Annotated in this window: 24 protein-coding genes and 1 tRNA gene; 13 read left to right on the top strand and 12 right to left on the bottom strand. The window is 48.4% G+C overall.

The window, feature by feature from the left end; genetic code table 11:
- Positions 1-166: 166 nt before the first annotated feature.
- Complete coding sequence (locus KBW69_RS22200) at positions 167-397, top strand: hypothetical protein (RefSeq protein WP_257282326.1); 231 nt, start codon at positions 167-169, stop codon at positions 395-397.
- Between the two features lie 10 nt (positions 398-407).
- Positions 408-1,016: a recombinase family protein gene (locus KBW69_RS22195; protein ID WP_257282325.1), complete on the top strand. Its 609-nt coding sequence runs from the start codon at positions 408-410 to the stop codon at positions 1,014-1,016.
- Positions 1,017-1,078: 62 nt separating this feature from the next.
- Here KBW69_RS22195 and KBW69_RS22190 read toward each other — a convergent pair whose 3' ends face one another.
- On the bottom strand, positions 1,079-1,501 hold the full coding sequence (locus KBW69_RS22190) for a DUF6530 family protein (protein ID WP_257282324.1): 423 nt from the start codon (positions 1,499-1,501) through the stop codon (positions 1,079-1,081).
- Positions 1,502-1,620: 119 nt separating this feature from the next.
- A complete protein-coding gene (locus KBW69_RS22185) occupies positions 1,621-2,637 on the bottom strand; it encodes a DNA-binding protein (RefSeq protein ID WP_257282323.1) in 1,017 nt (338 codons plus the stop codon).
- Between the two features lie 175 nt (positions 2,638-2,812).
- Between KBW69_RS22185 and KBW69_RS22180 the strand changes: the two genes are divergently transcribed.
- Positions 2,813-3,064: a hypothetical protein gene (locus KBW69_RS22180; protein WP_257282322.1), complete on the top strand. Its 252-nt coding sequence runs from the start codon at positions 2,813-2,815 to the stop codon at positions 3,062-3,064.
- Positions 3,065-3,151: 87 nt separating this feature from the next.
- Positions 3,152-3,484 (top strand): HigA family addiction module antitoxin, encoded by a 333-nt coding sequence (locus KBW69_RS22175; RefSeq protein ID WP_257282321.1) that lies wholly within the window; start codon positions 3,152-3,154, stop codon positions 3,482-3,484.
- A 333-nt stretch (positions 3,485-3,817) separates the two neighbouring features.
- On the opposite strand, the gene KBW69_RS22170 is transcribed toward KBW69_RS22175, so the two are convergent.
- Positions 3,818-4,726 (bottom strand): hypothetical protein, encoded by a 909-nt coding sequence (locus KBW69_RS22170; protein WP_257282320.1) that lies wholly within the window; start codon positions 4,724-4,726, stop codon positions 3,818-3,820.
- Between the two features lie 744 nt (positions 4,727-5,470).
- On the opposite strand from KBW69_RS22170, the gene KBW69_RS22165 reads away from it, so the two are divergent.
- Complete coding sequence (locus KBW69_RS22165) at positions 5,471-6,157, top strand: replication initiation protein (protein WP_257282319.1); 687 nt, start codon at positions 5,471-5,473, stop codon at positions 6,155-6,157.
- Between the two features lie 48 nt (positions 6,158-6,205).
- On the opposite strand, the gene KBW69_RS22160 is transcribed toward KBW69_RS22165, so the two are convergent.
- On the bottom strand, positions 6,206-6,478 hold the full coding sequence (locus KBW69_RS22160) for a hypothetical protein (protein WP_257282318.1): 273 nt from the start codon (positions 6,476-6,478) through the stop codon (positions 6,206-6,208).
- Positions 6,479-6,481: 3 nt separating this feature from the next.
- Complete coding sequence (locus KBW69_RS22155) at positions 6,482-7,249, bottom strand: ParA family protein (RefSeq protein ID WP_257282317.1); 768 nt, start codon at positions 7,247-7,249, stop codon at positions 6,482-6,484.
- A 172-nt stretch (positions 7,250-7,421) separates the two neighbouring features.
- On the opposite strand from KBW69_RS22155, the gene KBW69_RS22150 reads away from it, so the two are divergent.
- The 3 genes from KBW69_RS22150 to KBW69_RS22140 all read left to right on the top strand — a co-directional run bounded on the left by KBW69_RS22150 (position 7,422) and on the right by KBW69_RS22140 (position 11,409).
- Positions 7,422-8,174 (top strand): hypothetical protein, encoded by a 753-nt coding sequence (locus KBW69_RS22150; RefSeq protein WP_257282316.1) that lies wholly within the window; start codon positions 7,422-7,424, stop codon positions 8,172-8,174.
- A complete protein-coding gene (locus KBW69_RS22145; protein WP_257282315.1) occupies positions 8,165-9,253 on the top strand; it encodes a tetratricopeptide repeat protein in 1,089 nt (362 codons plus the stop codon). The genes KBW69_RS22150 and KBW69_RS22145 overlap by 10 nt, the downstream gene beginning before the upstream one ends.
- Positions 9,254-9,504: 251 nt before the next feature.
- Positions 9,505-11,409 (top strand): DUF2075 domain-containing protein, encoded by a 1,905-nt coding sequence (locus KBW69_RS22140; protein ID WP_257282314.1) that lies wholly within the window; start codon positions 9,505-9,507, stop codon positions 11,407-11,409.
- A 729-nt stretch (positions 11,410-12,138) separates the two neighbouring features.
- On the opposite strand, the gene KBW69_RS22135 is transcribed toward KBW69_RS22140, so the two are convergent.
- From KBW69_RS22135 to KBW69_RS22125, 3 genes are all read right to left on the bottom strand, one after another.
- Positions 12,139-12,390 (bottom strand): hypothetical protein, encoded by a 252-nt coding sequence (locus KBW69_RS22135; RefSeq protein WP_257282313.1) that lies wholly within the window; start codon positions 12,388-12,390, stop codon positions 12,139-12,141.
- Positions 12,387-12,653 (bottom strand): hypothetical protein, encoded by a 267-nt coding sequence (locus tag KBW69_RS22130; protein ID WP_257282312.1) that lies wholly within the window; start codon positions 12,651-12,653, stop codon positions 12,387-12,389. Before KBW69_RS22130 ends, KBW69_RS22135 begins: the two co-directional genes overlap by 4 nt.
- Positions 12,654-12,781: 128 nt before the next feature.
- Positions 12,782-13,078, bottom strand: coding sequence for a hypothetical protein (locus KBW69_RS22125; RefSeq protein WP_257282311.1), 297 nt, complete (start codon positions 13,076-13,078; stop codon positions 12,782-12,784).
- Positions 13,079-13,380: 302 nt separating this feature from the next.
- Between KBW69_RS22125 and KBW69_RS22120 the strand changes: the two genes are divergently transcribed.
- Positions 13,381-13,704: a helix-turn-helix transcriptional regulator gene (locus tag KBW69_RS22120; protein WP_257282310.1), complete on the top strand. Its 324-nt coding sequence runs from the start codon at positions 13,381-13,383 to the stop codon at positions 13,702-13,704.
- 209 nt (positions 13,705-13,913) lie between these two features.
- On the opposite strand, the gene KBW69_RS22115 is transcribed toward KBW69_RS22120, so the two are convergent.
- A complete protein-coding gene (locus KBW69_RS22115) occupies positions 13,914-14,516 on the bottom strand; it encodes a hypothetical protein (RefSeq protein WP_257282309.1) in 603 nt (200 codons plus the stop codon).
- A gap of 183 nt (positions 14,517-14,699) precedes the next feature.
- Here KBW69_RS22115 and KBW69_RS22110 point away from each other — a divergent pair, with 183 nt between their 5' ends.
- Both KBW69_RS22110 and KBW69_RS22105 read left to right on the top strand, forming a co-directional pair.
- Positions 14,700-15,962 (top strand): hypothetical protein, encoded by a 1,263-nt coding sequence (locus KBW69_RS22110; RefSeq protein WP_257282308.1) that lies wholly within the window; start codon positions 14,700-14,702, stop codon positions 15,960-15,962.
- Positions 15,955-16,242, top strand: a complete 288-nt coding sequence (locus KBW69_RS22105) for a hypothetical protein (RefSeq protein ID WP_257282307.1) — start codon at positions 15,955-15,957, stop codon at positions 16,240-16,242. Before KBW69_RS22110 ends, KBW69_RS22105 begins: the two co-directional genes overlap by 8 nt.
- Before the next feature lie 222 nt (positions 16,243-16,464).
- On the opposite strand, the gene KBW69_RS22100 is transcribed toward KBW69_RS22105, so the two are convergent.
- Together KBW69_RS22100 and KBW69_RS22095 are read right to left on the bottom strand one after the other, a co-directional pair.
- Positions 16,465-16,992 (bottom strand): metal-dependent hydrolase, encoded by a 528-nt coding sequence (locus tag KBW69_RS22100; RefSeq protein WP_257282306.1) that lies wholly within the window; start codon positions 16,990-16,992, stop codon positions 16,465-16,467.
- A gap of 142 nt (positions 16,993-17,134) precedes the next feature.
- Positions 17,135-17,905, bottom strand: coding sequence for a hypothetical protein (locus tag KBW69_RS22095; protein ID WP_257282305.1), 771 nt, complete (start codon positions 17,903-17,905; stop codon positions 17,135-17,137).
- Here KBW69_RS22095 and KBW69_RS22090 point away from each other — a divergent pair.
- Positions 17,879-18,009 (top strand) — tRNA-Thr (locus tag KBW69_RS22090). The two genes, KBW69_RS22095 and KBW69_RS22090, sit on opposite strands and share 27 nt — an antisense overlap.
- Positions 18,010-18,128: 119 nt before the next feature.
- Here KBW69_RS22090 and KBW69_RS22085 read toward each other — a convergent pair.
- Positions 18,129-18,863 carry a hypothetical protein gene (locus KBW69_RS22085; RefSeq protein ID WP_257282304.1) on the bottom strand — a complete coding sequence of 245 codons (735 nt, stop codon included), beginning with the start codon at positions 18,861-18,863 and terminating at the stop codon, positions 18,129-18,131.
- 714 nt (positions 18,864-19,577) lie between these two features.
- On the opposite strand from KBW69_RS22085, the gene KBW69_RS22080 reads away from it, so the two are divergent.
- On the top strand, positions 19,578-20,630 hold the full coding sequence (locus KBW69_RS22080; protein ID WP_257282303.1) for a replication initiation protein: 1,053 nt from the start codon (positions 19,578-19,580) through the stop codon (positions 20,628-20,630).
- Positions 20,631-21,063: the final 433 nt, after the last annotated feature.

Raw genomic sequence — 21,063 nt, 5'->3', positions numbered from 1 at the left:
AGGAAGCCTTTAGGCTGACATCCTTTACCCGCCGCAGGCGGGCATCAAAACTACCCATATTGATATTCACTATCGCTATTGTGTGCCGCGCGGCCCAACATTAAAAGTTCTACTATTGATTATCAAAATATACTAATTTGATAATCTCGTTCATTAGGAGCCGCCCATGAGAATCGACCAGATCGTCCTGCTGATGCAGGCTGGCGACATTAAGACCGTCTACCTGCTGCCCGCCCCCCTGAAAGAAAACAAATGGACCATCCAGTTCGAGCGCAAGAGTGGCGAGCAAGTGCCACTGACCGCCCAGCGTGCCAATATCCGCCACTTCTCCAGCCTCGACAGTGCCTGGAAGATCTTAACCGAACTGGGTTGCTCCAGTGCAATCATCCAACGCTAGGAGGGTAGTCATGGCAAATTACGGCTACCTGCGAGTCTCCACCGACCAGCAGGACGTACTGAACCAGAAACACGGTGTCCTGGAATACGCCAACAAAAACGGCTTTGCAGGCATGGAATTCATCGAAGACAGCGTCTCCGGCAAAAAGCCCTGGCAGGAAAGAGCGTTAGGTAATGTGCTGCTACAGGCCGAAAGCGGCGATACCGTCATCGTCTCCGAAGTCTCCCGCCTGGCCCGATCCACCTTGCAGGTGTTGGAGATCCTCAAACACTGCTCCGAGCACCAGATCAACCTGCACATCGCCAAGAACAACATGCGCTTTGACGACTCCATGCAGAGCCGCATCACCGCCACCGTGCTGGGCATGGCAGCGGAGATCGAGCGGGAATTTATCAGCAGCCGCACCAAAGAGGCGTTAGCCGCCAAAAAAGCTCAGGGTATCAAGCTGGGCAGACCGCAGGGAAAAGCAGAAAATCTGAAGCTGGATGTATTCAAAGATGAGATACAAAAGTATCTCGATATGGGGTTGTCGAAGGCGTCCATCGCCAAGCTGATTGAGTGCCCGGCAACGACCTTGTATGACTACTGTCGAGTGCGGAAGATGGTGAAACAAAAGTAGTGCTTTTTGCACTACTTTTGTAGTTTTTATGTCTCGGGTACAGCTACACGTAGTGGAATATTTTAATAACCTAGCGCCTTTAGGGATTTGGCTAATCTCTTAAGGCTTTTGTCTAAAAACTCATTATCCTTTTCAAATTCAATTTTAAGAATCTTGTCGTGCAGCGCAGAGCTTTCGGTCTTGCTGACTGAGAAACCACCCTTTGAAGTGAGTGGTTTACCATCGGAGTGCAGTTTGGTTTCACAGATCAGGGTTGCTAAATCAATAACTCGGTTTAAAGGTAGCTCTTCTGATTGCCGTGACCATCTGCCATCTACCATTCGCCAAACCTTGGCAGAAAGCTCTGTTCCTAAACCGCCATTCCATTGAGCTACACCAAGGGATAAGCATTTGGCGTCAGTAGACTTAGCTCGATGCCCATCAATAGCATCATAGTTAGCAACTTCCATTATCGGTTTATGCTTCAGGTGTTTAGGTGTTTTCATGGTGACTTCCTTTTTTCAGATGACTTATTTATTAGTAAATTTACTGAATTCAGTAAATTTAGTGTAGTTTCACCGTAGTTGAAAAACAATCTTTTAAAATCATCAAGGTTATAAGCGCACTACTTCCGCAATTTCCCCTTCACCCGCTCCGACAACGCCTTAACCTGCCCCTGCAAACTACCACTCTCCTTGGTCAGACTCTTATTCTCCTGCTTCAACCCATCACACTCCTGGGTCAACTCCAGAATACGACTTTTCGCAGCATCTCTTTCCGCTTCCAGCGACGCCAGCTTCCGGTTCTCCTGCTTCAGCTCTGCCAGTTCCGCCTCAAACTCGCTGACCTTATTGTTCCGGTCATCCACTCTGGCCTCCAGTCCGGCAACACTCGTTTTCAGCTCAATCAGTTCACCGGCCTGCTGCTGGCTGGACTGCTCCAATACCTCCTTCTCGCCGATCAGGTGATTGATATTGTTCCGCAGATTAGCCACCTCCAGAGTCTCCTGATTCAACTCCTGCCTGAGCTGTCCCTCCTGCTTCTGACAGTCCTGAATCTCCCGCTTCAACTCACCGTTCAGCCCCTGCAAACGTGAGGCTTCATCAGCCTGCCGATCCTTCTCAGTCGTCATACGGGCAAGGTCTTCCCGAAGCTGCACGGCACTTGTCTTGCTGGCGGCAAGCTGTTCCTCAAGCCGAATAATGCCGGCTTTCAGCTCAATAACCTGCTCCAGGGCAATAGCCTTGTCATCACTGGCGACCTGCTGCCCCTTAACCGCATCAGCCAGTTCTTTCTCCAGACGTACAATATCTTCCAGAGCCTCATCCCTTTCACTCTCCGCTGCACTGACCGAAGCCTCCGCCTCAGCCTGAACAGTCACCAGTTTCTCATTCGCCAGCCTTGAGGCCGTCTGCCAGAACTCCGCCTCCATGCGCTCCGCCACCGTCTTCAACTCACCAGGCATTTCCAGCGCCACCGCCGTGGTGGTCTTGCGACCCTCCTTCCACTCCCGCAGCACCGGGCTAATGGTGGCAAAGCTGCCCCCACCCAGAAACTCACGCACTGAAGCCATAGTGGCCTTCTCGCCCTCCCGCTCCAGTGATTCAGCCGCGTTAATGATGTCGTCTCTGGTGATTGCCATGGTGTATGCCGTCCGGGTGTATGGGTGGTTGTATGATTTTGTATGTAATGTATGTTGTATTATACATACATTACATACAAAATGCTTAATTTTTTACACCAGAGTCGCTGATATCTAGAATTACACGTTGCTCTTGTAGCACCCCTTCTTCGAGTGCCCTACCCAAGGAGTCACCATGGATATCGTCGGTAGCAAGACTTACCGGATCTCAATTCACTGCAATGTTCCGAATAAGCTCAAAGCCCCTATATGCCAACCCTTTGTGCATTTTGAAATCGACCAGATGAAGACTTGCCAGTTAGCCTCTCCCGAGGAAATTGATGGTGAGATTAATAGTATCTGTCGTGAGCTTAAATCTGCTGGAAGAAAGGCGAAGGCGTTATTGGAGGCTAAAGAAAAACAAATATCAGAACAGGTCGCTAAATAGAAATGTAGTGCATAAATGCACTACTAAAGTATTTCCCTTAAAGCCTTCAAAACCTTCTCTGGCGGCAGGATGCAATCAGAGTTGATTATGAGCAGTACCACTGAGGAAAAAACTATAGCCAAGAGAATCAGAAGCAGAAAGCCAACCCATCCCGGACAGATTGTAAAAATGGATGTACTTGAGCCTTTGAATCTTTCGGTCACTGAAGCGGCAAAAGTTCTGAATGTTTCCAGAAAGCACTTATCCGCTTTCGTGAACGAACGAATACCATGCAGTAAAGATATGGCCAAGCGGTTGGCTATTGCTCTGGGTACCTCTGTAGATGTATGGCTCGGAATGCAAAATGCCCTGGATATTTGGGAAATGGAAAACAGTAATGATGAGTGTTATCTGGCTGTAGGAAAACTGGCTACCGGCTGAAACAAATGCTGCACAGTCACCCACACTACTACAAACTTCAGCTCTTTGTTTTACGAGCCAAGTGTTCTGATCCCTGCTGCTTATTGTGTCACTCCCCGATTTATCAGGCGAGACTTCTTTCTGACTTTACAGGCTACGGCCAGTCTATAGCGACTGGGCTTACACAGAAGCCTCCATCAGCAGTAACCGGGCGCTCCTCGGTTATTTTGTTGGTCTTTTGTTTGTAGACAAACGCATTCTTGAGTCAGAGAAACAGGCCTTGGAGGAAGAGTTGAGCAGGTATACAGGATAGAATATAGGGTAGCCGTAAGATATATCGGCTACCCTAGCGTTTCAAGAGTCTGGATCAATGAACTCTAAAAAACGACCATCATTCAAAACGAAGTTGTAAGGCAGTGCGCCACTTTCATGACTTGGCGTTGAGGCTCTGTTTGGCGCAATATAGAGATTAAACCAGTTTGGCATAGATGAACTCAGTTTCTTATAGAAGTCAAGCTCTGGTATTATGGATTTAGTACCTGTCGAAGTTATGTCTATTGTGCTTTTTTTCTCAGGAGTTCCAAGATAGAAACGCCAGCTTTCCACTGATCTTTTATCTCCTAAAAAGCCTGGGTTTATTGAATGAGCAATTTGATTCTCATTCACTGTATAGATTGTTAACAGACAATTTACTTTATCGAATGAACAACCATAAGCGCTATTCTCCAATGCCCACCTTTTTACAGGCTTATTATTGAGGATTTCCGAAGTCTTCAATTTATTAACTTTAAAACCCTGATCAAATAATACTGCAATAGAGGTTTCTATTAATTTATTCTCTACATAGGCACGAACATCCATAGGAGATTTGAGTGATTGATTATAATCCAATGGGATGTATCCATAGAAATAATTCGAACTCCAGTAATCATCTGAAGATGCAGCCCAAACGCCATGTGCACCGTTAAACGCTGCTGATCCTAGATTACTCATACCGAGTACGCCGCCTTCAAAAGCACCAACCCCTATACTGGCAACGGTCAGCATATCCCCAATACCTATACCAGGACCCTTGTAAGGTGTTTTTGCTTCACTGAGAGCCCTATCTTTAATGCCCAAATACAGGCCACCTGCATCGGCGATATTGTAAGCTTCAGATTGGTCATCTTTATAAGAAGGTACATATGTATATGTAGCGCACCCCTGAAGCAAAATAGCCACTACCATAAGAGCTACAAAAGCAAAACTATTTTTTCTCATCATTATTTCCCTTTGATTGGAACTCATCAGACTAGGCTGGCTCAGCCACCTTCTCATGAACACCTGGTTCTTCCTGCATTGCTTCACCCACATTATCCGTGCCTTTTTCTGCAGCAACCAGCCCTTTTTCAACTGCTTCCTACTTGTTTTTCTATGATGTGAACCCTTAGAGCAACTTTCCGTTCCGTTGGGCTTCAGGTACTCATACCAATGGATGTGGCGTTTATAGTGGAGAGATTCCGGTAATAGTGAGCTAAAGGTGGAGAAATTCCGGTATCAAAGGTGGAGAGATTCCAGTACAGACTGAAAAACGTTCTTCGTTGATTTTCAGGAGGCTCAATCGGATACGCTTAAGAAATTGATCAAAACTGATCATTTTTTGATCATCTATTTTCTAACTATTTTCTCTTCTTCTTGTTTTCTTATTTTAATCTTGTTTTCTTATTTTAGAGTCCGTAAAACCCTTTATTATCAATAGGTTGTCGATCTAAAAGCGTAGAAATTCCGGGTATAAAGCGTAGAGATTCCGGGTCAAAATGCCGTTAAAGCGTAGAAATTTCGGGTATAAAGCGTAGAGATTCCGGGTCAAAATGCCGTTAAAGCGTAGAAATTTCGGGTATTAAAACGTAGATATTCCGGGTCTGATTCACAGGGTTATCCCCTGAAATTGTGGAAAAGTCCACCGGGTTTGTGGATTTATTCACTGGTTGCTAGGGTTTATATTTTGTTCGTCCTGAGAGCGGGTATATGAACCAGAATCTCATCGTTAAGCACAATGATCTGATCGAAGCGGGCTACAAACTGACTCTGGAAGAACAGCGTCTGGTGCTGGCGTGTATCAGCAAAATCGATTCCAGGCCGGGTGCTGAAGTGCCTGATGCCATCACCATAACCGCCAGTGAGTACGCCGGGCTGTTTGGTGTTCGGATGAAGCACGCTTATTCGCAGTTGAAAGAGGCGACGAACAACCTGTACGAGCAAGACATCCTAATCAAAGGCGAACAAAAAACCAGACGAATGCGCTGGGTCAGCTCCGTTCTGTACAACGACGGTGAAGGCAGTGTCACCCTCGACTTCTCGCAACGTATCAAGCCCTACCTTAGCCAGCTTAACGGCATGTTTACCCGCTATCAGTTAGTCAGTGTCGCTCAACTGAAATCCCCTTACTCCATCCGCCTGTATGAGCTTCTCAGCCAGTGGCGTGACAAAGGAAAACGGGAAATCCGGGTCAGCGAACTGCGATCCCTGCTGGAGCTGGAAGACCGGTACGAAAAATTTTACGAACTAAAACGCTGGGTCATCCAGCCTGCCGTCAACGAGCTGAACCGGCAGACAGACTTTGATGTCACTTTTGAAACCCAGCGTGAAGGGCGATTCATTAAACGACTGTTGTTTTCTTTTGTTGTCGAAGAACCAAGTCTCCTTGATATTTAGTTGATCTGTTATACAAAACGCACTACATAAAAACTACAAAAGTAGTGTCTAAAGTATCTCCCTCAACGCCTTCAAAACCCTCTCCGGCGGCAACTGCGCCCCAAGCTGCAACAACGCCTTAACCACCTTAGTCTCCGACACCTTCGAACGACTCACCCCATTCACCGCTTCAGTAATCTGCTTCAGATTGGCAATATCATCCCCGCCCAGGCGGAAGCTTTTGGGTGTGGCACTGGTCTTCTGTGTGGTCACCACGCCCTCGGGTTTGGTGGCGGGTTGCTGACTTCCCAGTTTACTGCTGCCCTTTTTCAGTTTGCCCATGGCTTAGCTCTCCAGTCCTGCTATCTCTCGGGTCAGTGCCTCAAAATCCGCTGTCCCGTTACTGCGAGCATCAAAGGTAAACACCGGCTCGCCATTAATCGCCGCCTGGTTAATCGACTCAGTCTTGCGAATACGGGTCCTGGCAACATTCGCCACAAAGGGCGCTAACTGCTCCTCGATAAAATCATTGGTGGTCGTGGTGCGGCTGTCATAACCATTGCGGATAATGGTGTAATCAAACTGATCGGTCTCCCGCACCGTGCTGATAATGGCAAACAGATCCGCCACACCGTCCAGGGCATAACGCCCATAAGTGACCGGGATCAGGAAGTGATCCGCCGCAAAAATCCCGTTCACCGCCAGCACACCCAAAGTCGGCGGACAATCAACCAGACAGACATCATAATCCCCCTTCACCTTCTCCAGCGCATTAGCCAGCACCTTCTCCCGGTGAATCCGGGCCGCCAGGTTCTCTGCCGACACCGCCAGCTTAATGTTGGAAGGAACAATACTCAGGCCATCAACGGCTTCACCGTCCACCTGTGCCGGTACCGCCAGCTCTTTAACGCCCAGCTTAGAGCCGGTCTCGAACAAATCCTTAACCGTGTGCTCTGCGCCCTGGTCACCCAGCACCGTGGTGGAATGCCCCTGCGGATCGAGGTCGATCAGCAACACCCGCTTACCCGACGTCGCCAACCCATAGCCCAGGTTGGCGGTAATGGTTGTCTTACCCACTCCGCCTTTCTGGTTGATGACTGCGTAGATTTTCATGCTTTACCTGCTCAAGGCTGCGTGCCTGATGTGTAGTTTGGTTTGTAGTGCGTTTTGTAGTTTAAAAGAAGCGCATCAGGGTGTATAGTGGCAGCCAGCTTAAAAAGCTACCACTGCTTACCTCTTTGCGCTGTAGTACAATCCCTGTCATTCAGATATTTCAGGTTGTTCGATGAATTTTGATATAGACACATTTCCCAGCGTCAAACTGCTCGCTCAGCAGGTTGAAAAAGTGACAGGCAAATCTGCACTGATCACTATTGATCCATCTATGGACGTTACAATTTCAACCCAAGTTACGGCCAGAACCGATGCTCAGCCTGTTCATCTGGTAAAGATCAACTCACGTTATCAGAAGATCCGTCATGTGATGGCTTCTGTGCAGTTGCGCCATATTCTCCATCGCTACCAGATCAAGACCCCTGAAAAAGATGTAACTCTGTCTGCGAAAGCTATTGATTTAATTAGCGAACTACTGAAAAGCTTGCCGCAATTAACGGCGGAGCGGCGCTCTGAAGTGGCTAAAAGCATGGCAGGCCATCTGGTGGTGCAGCTACGCTCTGCTCTGCCTAGTGTGGCTGTGCATTATGAAATTCAAAAATATCAAAGTGAGCTGGCCGAGCAGCAGCAGGACGCAATCAAAGCAAATATTAACAATAATCTCCAGGCTCTCCAGGAAACGCCCATTCCTAAGAAGATCATCCAATGGAACCGTCTGCTTGCAGCCACTGAAAGTTTCGGCATGGCCAGCCTGATCAAAGATAAATCCCTGCTGGTACCTTTTGAGTCCCTTGGCCTGATTACTCCCGCCAAAGGGATCGTTGGCCCACTGTTACTGGGTGAATATGAATCCATGGATGACCGTGAACTGGTCGAAATTACTGCTGAAAAAATCAATATGACGGAGTTGCATCGATGGATCTAGAACGAGACGTGGTAATCTCTCTGAAGGAGTTTGATCGTTCCCAACTTCCTGCAGACCAGCAGGATCTGGATGACTTTGATTTTCGCTTTGCCGTCGTTGATTATCTGAAAGCCAAATATCGTGACCTGGGGCATCATGTTGAGGTCAGGGCAGATCTGGAAAAAGTAGTCATCTCTCCCCAGGCGAATGAAGACAATATTCTCAAGGCATTTAATGCCGGTAATCTGCAATATGGTATTGAGTTGTGTGATGAGTTGCTCGGGCAAGATCCTGACAATGGTCTGGCACTTTACAACTCTGCCATGGCGTTGTCTGACCTGAATCAGCTGGATAAAGCCATTGAACGACTGCAACACTTGATTGATGTGGAAGGCAGGAGTACCGGCGCTAATGTTTATGTAGCTCTGGGTGTCGCTTTTGCTCGTCAAAGTGAGCCTCAGAAAGGTATCCGAGCTTTTGAGCATGCCCTTGAGATAGAGCCGGCCAACCAGTATGCATTACGCAATGTGGCGAGCCTTTACTCTTCCGAAGGTATGAACGACAAAGCCCTGGATATCTATAAAAACCTGGCTCCCATGTACCCGCAGGATGCTGCCACACAGCTGGGTTATGGTGAGGCTCTGCGTAAAGCGGGCCGCAACGAAGAAGCCAGCGAGCTGTTTGATTTTGTTATTGCAACGGCACCCGGCACACTGCAGGCACAGCAAGCCAAGGAAGGGAAGATTGCTATTTTCAGCGCCAGGAATGATCAGAAAAAGCAGGAAGCTGATGGTCTGAGAATGGATGCGGTTCAGTTCATGCAGGAAGCTCTTGGAACTTACGACAGCCTTTCTGAAAATCAGGCCAAAGCCTTATTCGTTGAGGTGGCCATGCAAGGTCAGTCGGGTTATGACACCGGTAGCTCTGAACTCAAATACACACTGAAAACCATGCCCGGCAAACATTACTCAGGCTTCCAGTTGGTATGCATGATGTATGTCGGCTCCATCCGTGTTATGGGGTCCGATGGTTCTGAAATGGGTATCGATCTGAAGGATGAATTTATCGCTGCCGAGAAAATACACAACCTCTCTCGCTGATCACCAAACTCCCGGCTTTCTCGCTGGGAGTTATCTCCCGCATTAGGTAGTTTGCCAACCTCCGTCCATACAACCTGTTATTCCTCTTGGTGTTGAACACTAGTACTATTTGTTGGTCATTTAACCAAATGGTCAGTGTTTGTATGTCTCTGTATATAGAGAGTCTTAAGGACTTCATTGATAAAAAACGCACAGTAAAGCAGGTTTCCAAGGCCAGGGGAAAGTCTGAAAAGTATACGGATATCGATTGAATGATTGTTTATAAGGCTTTAAAGACACAGTTTATTGAAGATGTTGGTGCCGATAATATTGAAGATGTCATTTCATCTGCAGTAGAAAATGCCTTGGGTAAAAAAGTCGGTAAATCAGAGTATCAATCCTGGGCAAACTCCTTGCCCCAGGTGGAGCAGATACTGCGTGACCCTGACATCCCCAATAATGCCGTTATTGCTATTGAGTATTCGATACCCCGTACTCAGAATCGCATCGATTTTATGATCACAGGCAAGAGTGCTTCCAAGCAGAACACTGCAATCCTTATCGAGTTAAAGCAGTGGAGCAAAGCTACAGCCACAGGAAAGGACGGGATCATTAATACCCGTTTCTCTCATGGTGAAAAAGACACTCTGCACCCAAGCTACCAGGTATGGTCTTATGCTTCATTGCTGGAGAGCTTTAATGCTGCCGTTTATGAAAAATACATCAATCTGAAGCCTTGCGTATATCTCCATAACTACAAGGATGATGGCATATTGTCTGATGCCTTTTTTGAGCACTATACCCAGCAGGCTCCGCTCTTTTTCAAAGACGACAAGAGAGATCTCAGGGAGTACATCAAAAGCCATATCAAGTTCGGCGATGATGAAGATATTCTCAACCTGATTGAAAACAGTGAAATCAGACCTTCCAAAAAGCTCGCAGATCATCTGGACTCTCTCCTGAAAGGTAATAAGTCCTTCACCCTGATCGACGATCAGAAAGAAGTATTTGAAGAAGCTATACAGCTGACCAAGAAAGCCAGAGCAGGTAATGACAATAAGAAACAAGTGTTGATTATCAGAGGTGGCCCGGGAACGGGTAAGTCTGTTGTAGCTATTAACCTGCTTGCTTATTTCACTCGATTGGGTCTTGTTGCTCAGTATGTTACCCGCAATGCTGCGCCCAGAGAGGTTTACCAGGCCAGACTTACTGGCACCATGAAGAAGACTGTATTCAGCGCTATGTTCCAGGGCTCTGGAAGCTATGTAGACGTGAAGAAAGACAGCTACGACACTCTGGTTGTCGATGAAGCTCATCGTCTGAATGAAAAGTCCGGCATGGTTGGCCATCTCGGTGAGAATCAGGTTAAAGAAATCATTAATGCCGCATCCTGTTCAGTTTTTTTCTTGGACGAAGATCAGCGAATCAGCCTGAAAGACATAGGCTCCCAGGAAGAAATCGAGTACTGGGCAAAACACCTGGATGCAGAAGTAACAGTCATGGATCTGGAATCTCAGTTCAGATGTTCTGGTTCGGATGGTTACCTTTCCTGGCTGAATAACAATCTCGGAATCAGAGAGACTGCTAACAAAACCCTGAGCAAAAAAGAGTTTGATTTTAGGGTTTATGACAACCCGAATGATCTGAGAGAGGCTATTTTTTCCCGCAATAAAGACGGTAAGGAAGCTCGCTTGCTGGCTGGCTACTGTTGGAAGTGGATCACTAAAAGCACATCAGGAACCTGGAAGGCTCTGTCTCAGGAAGAAAAAGATAAAACCTTTGATATCACATTTCCTGAATATGATTTTGGCATGCGCTGGAATCTGAGTGAGCAAGGTCAAGGATGGTTGAATCATCCAGAATCTATCAATGAGGTTGGTTGCATTCATACCTGCCAGGGGCTTGAGATGAACTACGCCGGAGTCATTATCGGTGATGATTTTCAGGTTCGTAATGGCAGGATCATTATCGATCCTTCCGCACATCCGGGCGGCGATAAAAACCTTCAAACCTGGAAGAAAGTGATCAAGGAAAACCCCGTCGATGGTGAAGAACTGGTGCATTCCATTATCAAGAATACCTACAAGGTACTGATGACTCGGGGCATGGATGGCTGTTATATCTACTGCACTGACAAAGAGACTGCACAGTACTTTAAAGATTTGATAGAAAATTGAGTTCCATAAAAAAGCTTCTAAACGGGAGCTTTTTTTTATCGCGTATGCTGATGGAGCTACACGCCACGTCCAGCACACGCAGAAGAAATCCTGCAAGACTGGGTTTTTATCTGCCGTTATCAGACAAGGGCTGGCGGGGACTGGGTTTGGCTCGGCTCCATTCGCTCCATTGCGTTCCGACTCCGGGCTTCCGTTCCGTTCCGCTCCGTTCCGCTGCTCCGCCCTTCCGCCGTTCCGGTACTCCGCTGCTACGGTACTCCAGCGCTCCAGCCTTCCGGCGTTCCAGCATTCCGTTACGCTGTATAAAACAGACTGTTCCGCAGGCTCCACAGACTGTTTTACACAGCTCCACTCCACGCTTCCACACCTCCACGCTTGCGCACTTACGCACCTTCGCAACTCCGCACCTACACGACTCCACGGCTACGCAACTCCACTGCGCTGCACTCCACTCCAGCCCTACGTCTCCACTCCATTCCACTCATTACGCCGAGCCAAACCCAGTCCCCGCCAGCCCTTGCCGTGGCTCCAGCCCCTCAGCCTCCGAGTGCTTGGTTGGTGTCGTTTATGGCTGGAGCTACTAAAAACGGAGAAAACCTAAAAACCTTTTTATTCGTTGTTTTGTGTCCGATTTAAACCAGTTCCAGCCGTAAACTATCTAGCTCGTTAAACGGTCGTTATTCTCGTAAACCAGGGCGTAAACAACCGCTTCCTTGCGGTTCGGTCGGGCTAAAACATTTCCTCCAATTCCTTCGCTAATTCATCCCAGTAAACCATTTCAATCGTATGAGTCAGCAGATCTCCAATCAGCCCCTCTACCTCTTCCGGCACCATGTTGGTTACCCACTCCTCCAGTTCCGTTGCCAGGCAGTTGCTCACGCCCCGTCCGCGCCAGTAACGGTAAAGCCTCTCATCGTTTGAGATCCACAGGCTGACACACCAGGTCGGGTAATTGCTGTAACCCTGGTAACCTTCACTCATGCCTGTTTCTCCTTTTTCCACCACTTGGCGGCGTACTCCCTGCCGTTCTTTTCCCATTTCTTAAAACGCCTGCGTTCATCCGCAGAGCAGGCCACTAAAACGCCCTGGCATTCGTTCCAATACTCCCAGGTGATCTCATAACCGGGCCGGGTCTCAACCGTCAGATAAAGATGCCCCCGCAGGCTAAAGCCGACACGATTGTTAATAGTGGCTCCCAGGGTATGGACTTCGCCCGTGGTCGGGCTGGTCAGTGCAACTTTCATGTTTACCTCATGTTTTTGAAATTGCACTATCAATATAGTATTTATTGATTATCAAAATATATTATTTTGATTTTTAGAAACAGGGCTTATCGCAGATGGGAGTAAGGCTACAGGCTGTTTGTTTGTCTTTACATTTGTTTGTGAAAATAGTTACGAACAAAAATATCGTTGTCGTCTATTGGGTTGCGCCCGCTGTTGTTTTTTGATGTGTTCCAGCGCTTGATCCTGGTGCCTGGCCATCCCTGGCTGCTCCCCACCCACCCCGGCATCCCTGCCGCCCTGTGTCTGACGGTTCCTGCCCAGCAATCAACGCCCTGCCTGCTGTTGGTCCAGTGCCGACGGCCATCCCTGGCCGATGCAGTTTGCGGCCCGCTCCGGCACTCCAGCGCTCCGGTACTCCGCTCCGCCGTAATGCAGACTGCCAATCAGGCTTTGTCACTGTGGTTAGTTCTCAGCCTGGCAGACTGCATTACGGCTCCGCTCCGCACCTGCGCACTTCCGCGCCTCCGCAGGCCGCAAACTGCCCCCGCCCACCCAGGCGTCCCTGCCCCCTCCTCTCAATGTTAGTGCTCTGGTATTCAACTCAGGCTTCCGAGCATGGTAAATATAAAAAGGTCATTAAAGTCCATAAAAAAATCTATAAGTATCTTTTTTAAAAATTAAAGATTGATTTATAAGTCGTATATGCCTACTTTTATAATCACAATATCAAAAAAAGGTGACCCTAATGGAAGATATGATCATTTTAAGCGGCAGCAACAACGAGGATTTCTCTAAGGATCTTCGAGAGAACCGTAAGAAACTTGGCTTATCACAAGAGGAACTGGCTGACGCTGCAAAGATATCAAAAGTAATGGTGGGGCGTTATGAGCGAGGTATAGCAAGACCCTCCGAAGGTACTTGGCAAATGCTTCGAAAAGCCCTGGAAGACAGGTTTTTTCAAATCGCTCCAAGGCCAAAACCTGAAGACGTTTTGCTTTCAGAAGCTAATACAGATCAGTTATGTCAGAGGCTCAAGGAACTTGGTTGGGGTTCCATCAAGCTCGAATAAACGGGAGGGCTTTTGCTCTCCTGGTCATTTGCTGTGTTTCCACCCACCCCGGCAACCCTGCCGCCCTGCATCTGTTGGTCCAGTGCCGTCGGCCATCCCTGGCGCCCCTGCTCTCGCTGGTGTTTGTAAAGCTTTATGCCTGTAGTTTTTTTGTAGTGCATTAAGTAGTGCCATTAGTAGTTTAAAAAAATCGCTGTACGTTTATGTTTTCAGGGCTTTTGCAAGGGCGAGCCATCAACCGTTTCAATTTTCCTCACATACTCCCAGACACAAGGCAGCTCCCCGTCAAACTCATTCTCACATTCCTCAGCATCACATTCATAAGTCACAATATGGCGCTCTTCCTCATTACCCGGCGTTTGTAGTATCTGCTGATACTCAAGGATGACCGGGTAATCAATCGTTGGTAACGATACCGGCTTCAGCAGGACAGGCTGACTAAGGGCTTTCAGTTCATCGAAGTTTTGTCGGGTGACCGGCTCTTGTTTTTGCTGCGGCATACCCGTCAGGTATGAAAGATACAGCTCCTCGCTGATCATCAATGGATTCTCGTTTAGGTGCTCACTGCACCAGGGCCCTCCCCGGACATTGTCGACGCCAAACTTTCCCATATAAAAACGGGTCATCCGTGTCTCGTCTTGCTTGCTCCTGCCCAGCCTTACCTCAATAATTCGCTCTGGTGGGTGCTGTTGTGTCCATAACGCACCCTCTCCCCTGCTGTGCTGCTCTACACGTCTGGCTATATCGCTCGACCAGCCAACGTAATAATGCCCACCGGTCAGACCCAGTACATACACACCTTCCATTTTCATAACGTCATTCCCTGAGTGCCTTTTTCTTAACCGTAGCCTGAGCAACTGGCGGTCTCCAGAATAAAAAAGAAAGGTAAGACTCATCTTTTAGCGCCATAAAAAAGTGAGCTTTTCCTTTCTTTTTATAGCTTTTAAATAGTCTCTGAGAGGCTTATGTTTTAGGGAAAGGACGAGGAAAACACTATGTACAGAGAAGAAATTTTTTGCCTGGAAGATGCTTCCTATAAAACGGTTGGTGAGTGGTTAAAATCAGCCATGAAAACATCGGGTTTAAAAAGAGCTGACTTTGTTTACAACCTGAACAAAGACCACGGTGTAGGCGAACCAGGGAAAGGCATTGAACCCACCTTTATCTCGGCTATCACTGCAGGCAGGGAGAAAATACCGGAGCGTTACATACCTGCCTTTTGTCAAAGCCTTGGTTTGTCAAAACCTGTGGCACGTTACTACGCTGCTGAGATTTTGCGTGTAAACCTCCCTGTTGAGTTGAAAGATTTTGTTATCAGGTCAATGAAATCAGCCAGGGAAACGGCAAAATCAGAGTATCTCGAAAACAGAGTGTCTGACATTGAAGCACAAAGAGTATCTGCGCATCAGGATTGCAAGGATGGTCTGAAATGGGGGTTGTTAAAAAATCACCAAGATATCGACGAGTTTTACGATGCCGCCATAAAAAGAACCCGGCAAGAGCTACTCAACCCTCGTGCTTCAATACTCAAATCCGTTTCATGTGACGTGAGCTTATCTGAGAGCATGCACAGTGCACTTCAGGGCGATGCCATGGCATTGTCAGTTTTTTTTAATCAAGACTTCAAGCCTGTCAGCAGTATGGTCGCCATGGCGAGGCTTTATCAGTTCTTCGTTAATAACAACAAAGATCCCGATGTAACATTCGAAGAAGTCATTGAAGCTATTTGTCTTATCAACGTCGTAAATGATAATTTATCTGCCTTTTCATGGCAGTCCTTTTTGAAGGTTTTTCTTGATAAAACCAACCACTATAACCAGAAAAAAATTGATGAAATCCTCGCATCTGAATCAGAACTTAATGAAGCACTCTTGTTTGAACAGGCAAAGAACTGGCTTTGCCAGAGGGAGTGGCAGTGGATTGAAAGAAAATTAATTGCGTTTGATATATACACAGATAGACTTGACCGACTTAGAAACCATTTTTTTGAGCAATATATAAAATTTCATGATGAATATGGTGTTTACTATTTTGACGCTAAGGTAATCAGAATGTACTTTTCTGAACTGCCAGAGGAAGACTATCTGGAAGCGATTGAATTTTACGAATCAGGCTTATGTGAACATTGGATTGATCATACCCACATACAAGAAGGTTTTCTTTCACAATTCAATATAGAGGGGCAAGTCCTGTCCACCGATGCCTACCTTTCTGGTTGGCTTAAAAACTATCTGGCAGGAGGCCTGAAAAATGATTAAAACCCATCATGCCCAGGCAAGAATGCAGCAACGCTCGATCCCTCCGCTGATAATTAACTGGCTCGAGGCTTACGGTGAAGAAGCCGAAGCACCTCATGGCGGCAGGGTTCTTTACTTCGGTAAAGAATCCAGAAAACAGATAAAGGGCGAAGTGGGCGCAACCTTCTACAAGAAAATAAAGTCCCTGCTGAATGTCTATCAGATCGTTTGTGGTGACTCTGTGGTAACCGTAGGGCGTCACCACAAGAACAAGAAGATTTACCTGAATAAAGCAAGATGAAAGTCAGTGGTAGTATGAGGAATACTGTTGTTTCCTCATCAGTAAATCCGTTATCAATTCACTCGGCAATAACTAATATGTAGTGTTATTTATATTTTACTTGTAGTGCATTTTGTATCTTTTTTTGTATCTTACTTTCTTCGTTTTTCTGTTCCCAACTCCTCCACGACCACCGGAATCACAATCCGGGGCTCCCTTCTCTACAGTTGCCGTAAGCAACTCTCAAAAAACCCGAAACCGATTCACCCGCCACTCATACCCATCAATCACCCCACTCTCATAATACCCGGCCCAGTCATAAAAAAACGGTGCCCAGCTACCAGAAGGCATCAGGGCCATCAAACCCACACAAACAAAAACAACCACAGCACTGATCCCATACTCCACAGGCTCCCCGGTCCGGAACCTGCCCCCAAACAAATGAAACCGCCGGTCACTGTACGGACTCAGGGGCACCCCCGAAACCGTCATGGCATCAGTCAGAATATGCGTCACCCCACCCCAACAAAACGCCGTCACCAGTGTCCCGACCATCCCGTCCGGAAACAGGAACCAGGCTCCCATCAAGGCGATCACCCAGATGCTCAGGTAATGAGTCACCGTCCGATGCTTTACCGGCCTGCCAAGAAACTTCAGCACCCACTCCATCCAGTCCGGTGCTGTTGCCCCGATAATGGTCGGCGGTACCAGGCGCACGTCGTAAACGGCGGTGACCGCTCCGGCAATGAAGACGTGGTTAATCCATTTCATGCCTGGTCCTGTAGTTTTTTATGTAGTTGTTTTGTAGTGCATTTAGTATTCCTTTTTCGTAATGCCTTTATTGAGCATTCTTCTCACTGATTTGTACTTATCAAGCTTGCCACTTCCTTTTTTAAACCACCGCAGGCGGGCTTCACGGTTTCTGCTCTCTGGCGTTCCCTTCCATTTCTTTCTCATGTGCATCTCCTTGTGGATTTTCCACTTTAGGTACTACGGCCATCCGTTTTAACCAGATATTCAAATGCGGTCGTTTATCCTCATCACACTGCCCCACAATCGCCAACCGTGCCGCCGTAATGTCGGTCTCGGACTGGGTCAGGGTTTTATGGGCAGCCAGCAGCTTTTCCATATAGGCAACCTGCTCATCCGTACTCACAATGCCTTTTTGCACACGCACCTGTGAGCGGCTCTCCAAGGCCCTGTAGAGGGCGATTTCCCTTCGGGCATGGTTTCGTGTGGCTATAGCGGTTAAAAACGTCCCTATAAGCTCAGAAGTCTTTGTACGGCGCAAATATTCCCTCTCCCGCTCCCGGTTCATCTCGTTAGCGGAGTACAGCGGCATTCGGGCAACAATGCCCACATACTCCCGCCCGATGGTGGTATTGTCCGCCGTCACCATGCCCTGTGAGCGCAAGCCGCCCTCGAGGTTCAGCTCGACATTGAATCGGGTGGGTTCCGGGTAGCAGTTCACGGTTTGCTCAAAAATGCCATCCGCATCGAGCCTGGGGGCGGGTTCCAATGGATTGATATAGCCGTTGTAATCAACCTTTTCCCCGCTCAGGGTCGGCAGTTCAAAGGGTTGTATCTCCGGTGGGGTTTGGGTTTTGCCAGTAAAAACATCCAGCCCTGCACTGGCGGTGTTAAGACAGGCCAGCAGGCCCAGTGTGCTGCAAAGTCGGTACATCCCTATCCGCCTCTGTGTTGGTTGGTTCTACAGAGCAACTGACTTGTAATCAGTTGCTCCCTGGTCTGTTTTCAGCCTGTGCGGGTTAAGTCCCGCCCTGGGCACTGGAACCTAAATCCAGCGTGTCTACCCATTCCACCACACAGGCTGTCACTCCGCCTTCGCAGCTCTTCTGCCACTGCCCAGAAATCCAGCGTGTCTACCAACTCCACCACGCAGGTTGTCACTCCGCCTTCGCAGCCCTTCTGCCACTGCCCAGCAGCTTCATCCCACCCAGCACCAGCCCGGCCTCCCACCAACCGACCCCGACCGTCACAGCAATCATCGCCCACATCACAAAATTGGTAGCGTCATAACTGGCGTCAGATTGCAGATGCGTTCTCTGGGGCTCCCGGCGCTCGACAATGGTTCGCAGGTTCGGCGCCAGCCGGTTCTCCTGTGAGGCAGTCATCAGCCAGACCTTAGCCGCCAGCACACAGGCTCTTGCGGCCTGCAACTTACGCCCGGTCAGTCGGTGTGCATCATCAATAAACAACAACGTGCCCGTGTCATGGATATAATCCGCCAGCCGGTCAGCCCGTTGCTGTTGGTTAAGCTGGCTCCAGCACTTCAGGGTTTGTTCTTCAGGATCCTTCTCCGCTTCACGCTGCTGCTCATGCCAGCGTTCAACGTGAGGGGCATCGGTCCAGCTTGAGAGGGGTTGCAGAGACGACAGGTAAACCGGCTCAGCCTTGCACTTGGCTCCCCAGATATCCTCCCAGCGTTCATACAATCGTTGCAGCCACCGGGTCTTGCCCGAATCCGCCGCCCCGACAATGAGCTGGCACTGGAGCCGTTTCATGGATTTCTCGGTACGGTTCTTGTCGTAACGGTGGGAAGCTTCACACACAAGAGGTGTCGCCAGGCGGGTACCGTCCTTGCGTGGTTTGGTCTCAGTCCTGATCTTGAGGTACCGCATAATATCCCCCTCAAAACTGCTTGTTCCGTCACCGATTTCCCTGCCATCGTGGCCAGTTTCCCGACTACGGAACCACCCCGTTTTTTCCGAAAAAAATCCGCAAAAAAAAGCCGAAGGCTTATGGGTAAAAAAAATTCACCCTCCAACCAATGATAGATTCGATACGTGAGTACGGTTAAAACGAGCATTTTTTCCGTAAGAAAGTATGAAAGGTGCAAGAAGGTCTGGCCGTCGATCAGAAGTCTGGATTTATCTTATTGTCCCGGCGGTCGTTAACTGTGGTTAAGGTAAAGCAAGTGCCTTGATCCAGTCTGCTTAGCGTTCAGTTTTGCTTGTCACTCAATGTGCTTTTCGTGGTGCTGGTCTGTTGCCAAAGCAGGGTAGTTTTATTTCAGGAAGGTGCTAATCGTGCCGATTTGGGATAAATTACAGAAGTCGAGAATAAAAACGCCCTGGTTGCTACCAACAACCAGGGCGTCGCATTTGCTACCCGGTCCGTGAGTTTTCAGGCAAGGAAAACACACAAAACAGATAACGAAACAGCCTTGTTATCATAGTTTTCCCGTCTGAAGAATTCCACTGGTTGCAGTTGTCAGCCCTTTATCTCCGGCTGCCTACAAACTGTGTGTCTGAAAAACTGAACAGGAAAAAGAAAACCCGCGAAGCTCTCTTCTCCGCCAAGATCATAGAGCAACACGGGTTCACTGACATGTAATGCAAAGTTTAACACCCTCTCAGGAAACCGAAAAGTCACCAGAGTGCAAAGATTCGGTTGACCGCTTTTACGAACTGGCCCCAAACAAGCCTTACTGCACCGATGACAAAGCCTCTGGCCTGATTATCCGCAGCAAAAACCATGCGTTCGCCAAAAGCTACGTCCAGCACAACACGGTGGCCATGTGCCACTGGCTCACCTTCGACCAGGACCACGACAACCTCACGCAATGGGAAGAGGCTAAGCTGCCTCAACCTAACCTGATTGTCCGCAACCTGGGCAACCGCAAGGCCCATGTCTCCTACGCCATTGAGTCGGTCTGCACCAGCGATGCCGCCTACCCCAAGCCCATGGCTTACGCCCAGGCAATCCAGGAGGCCTACTGCGACAAACTCAAGGCTGACCCCGGCTACACAGGTTTCATCACCAAAAACCCACTGCACGAAGACTGGCACCTGTGGGAGATCCACAGCAAGGTCTACAAACTGGGCGAACTGGCGGATTACGTAGAGCTGAAGCGCCGCTACTGGACCCGCAAACGGGCTGCTAACTATGCGCATTACGGCTTAGGCCGCAACTGCGCCCTGTTCCATCGGCTGCGCTTCTGGGCCTACGACTGGGTGGTTTACCACCGTGACGAGCAAGGCACGACCTATGTCGAGTGGATGCAGATCGTGTTGGTGAAAGCGGAGGAGTACAACGACTTCCCACAGTCTCTCCCTTACGGTGAGATTAAGTCCACCGCCAAAAGTGTCGGCAAATGGGTCTGGGAAAAATACTTCCCGAAAACCAAGCGCAAAAAAAGGGGCGCGATGGTGGCCACCTTTGCCAAGAGTGAGCTCCCGCTGGATTTAAAAACCAGGCAAAGGCTCTCGGCTCGCAGAACTAACCAGGTACGCAAAGAGACCACAGAAAACCAGATCATCAACGCTATAGGTCAGCTAACCGCTCAGGGCAACAAGGTAAACAAAGCTAGTGTCAGCAGGCTAACTGGTATCCACAGGAACACGCTGGGGCGTAGCTACGGGCATTTGTTCCAGTCTCAAAAATGAACACTACGGTGCTTATCAGGCAAGTTTCATAAACCAATACCTGGCCAAGAAAACCGAACGCTCTATACCTCAGCCTTTGGCTTACCAGCAGGGTGGGGCTGTGTTCAGCGTCTCGAACCAATTCTGGACATTTTTATCCATATTACTTTGCACTGTGTTCATGATATCCGCATACATAAAAAATTTTAAAAAATGCACACTACGGTGTCTATCAGGTAACAGCCCCCAAACGGGGGTACTAAGAGCCAGTCCAGTTTACTGGACGCATTTCCATCCCGACCGAACGTCAGTGAGGGCGATAAATCAAGGAAGCCTTTAGGCTGACATCCTTTACCCGCCGCAGGCGGGCATCAAAACTACCCATATTGATATTCACTATCGCTATTGTGTGCCGCGCGGCCCAACATTAAAAGTTCTACTATTGATTATCAAA

This window comes from Endozoicomonas sp. ISHI1 (assembly GCF_024606225.1).
In the GTDB taxonomy this organism is placed as follows: domain Bacteria; phylum Pseudomonadota; class Gammaproteobacteria; order Pseudomonadales; family Endozoicomonadaceae; genus Endozoicomonas_A.
This window is presented reverse-complemented; position numbering and strand designations above follow the sequence as displayed.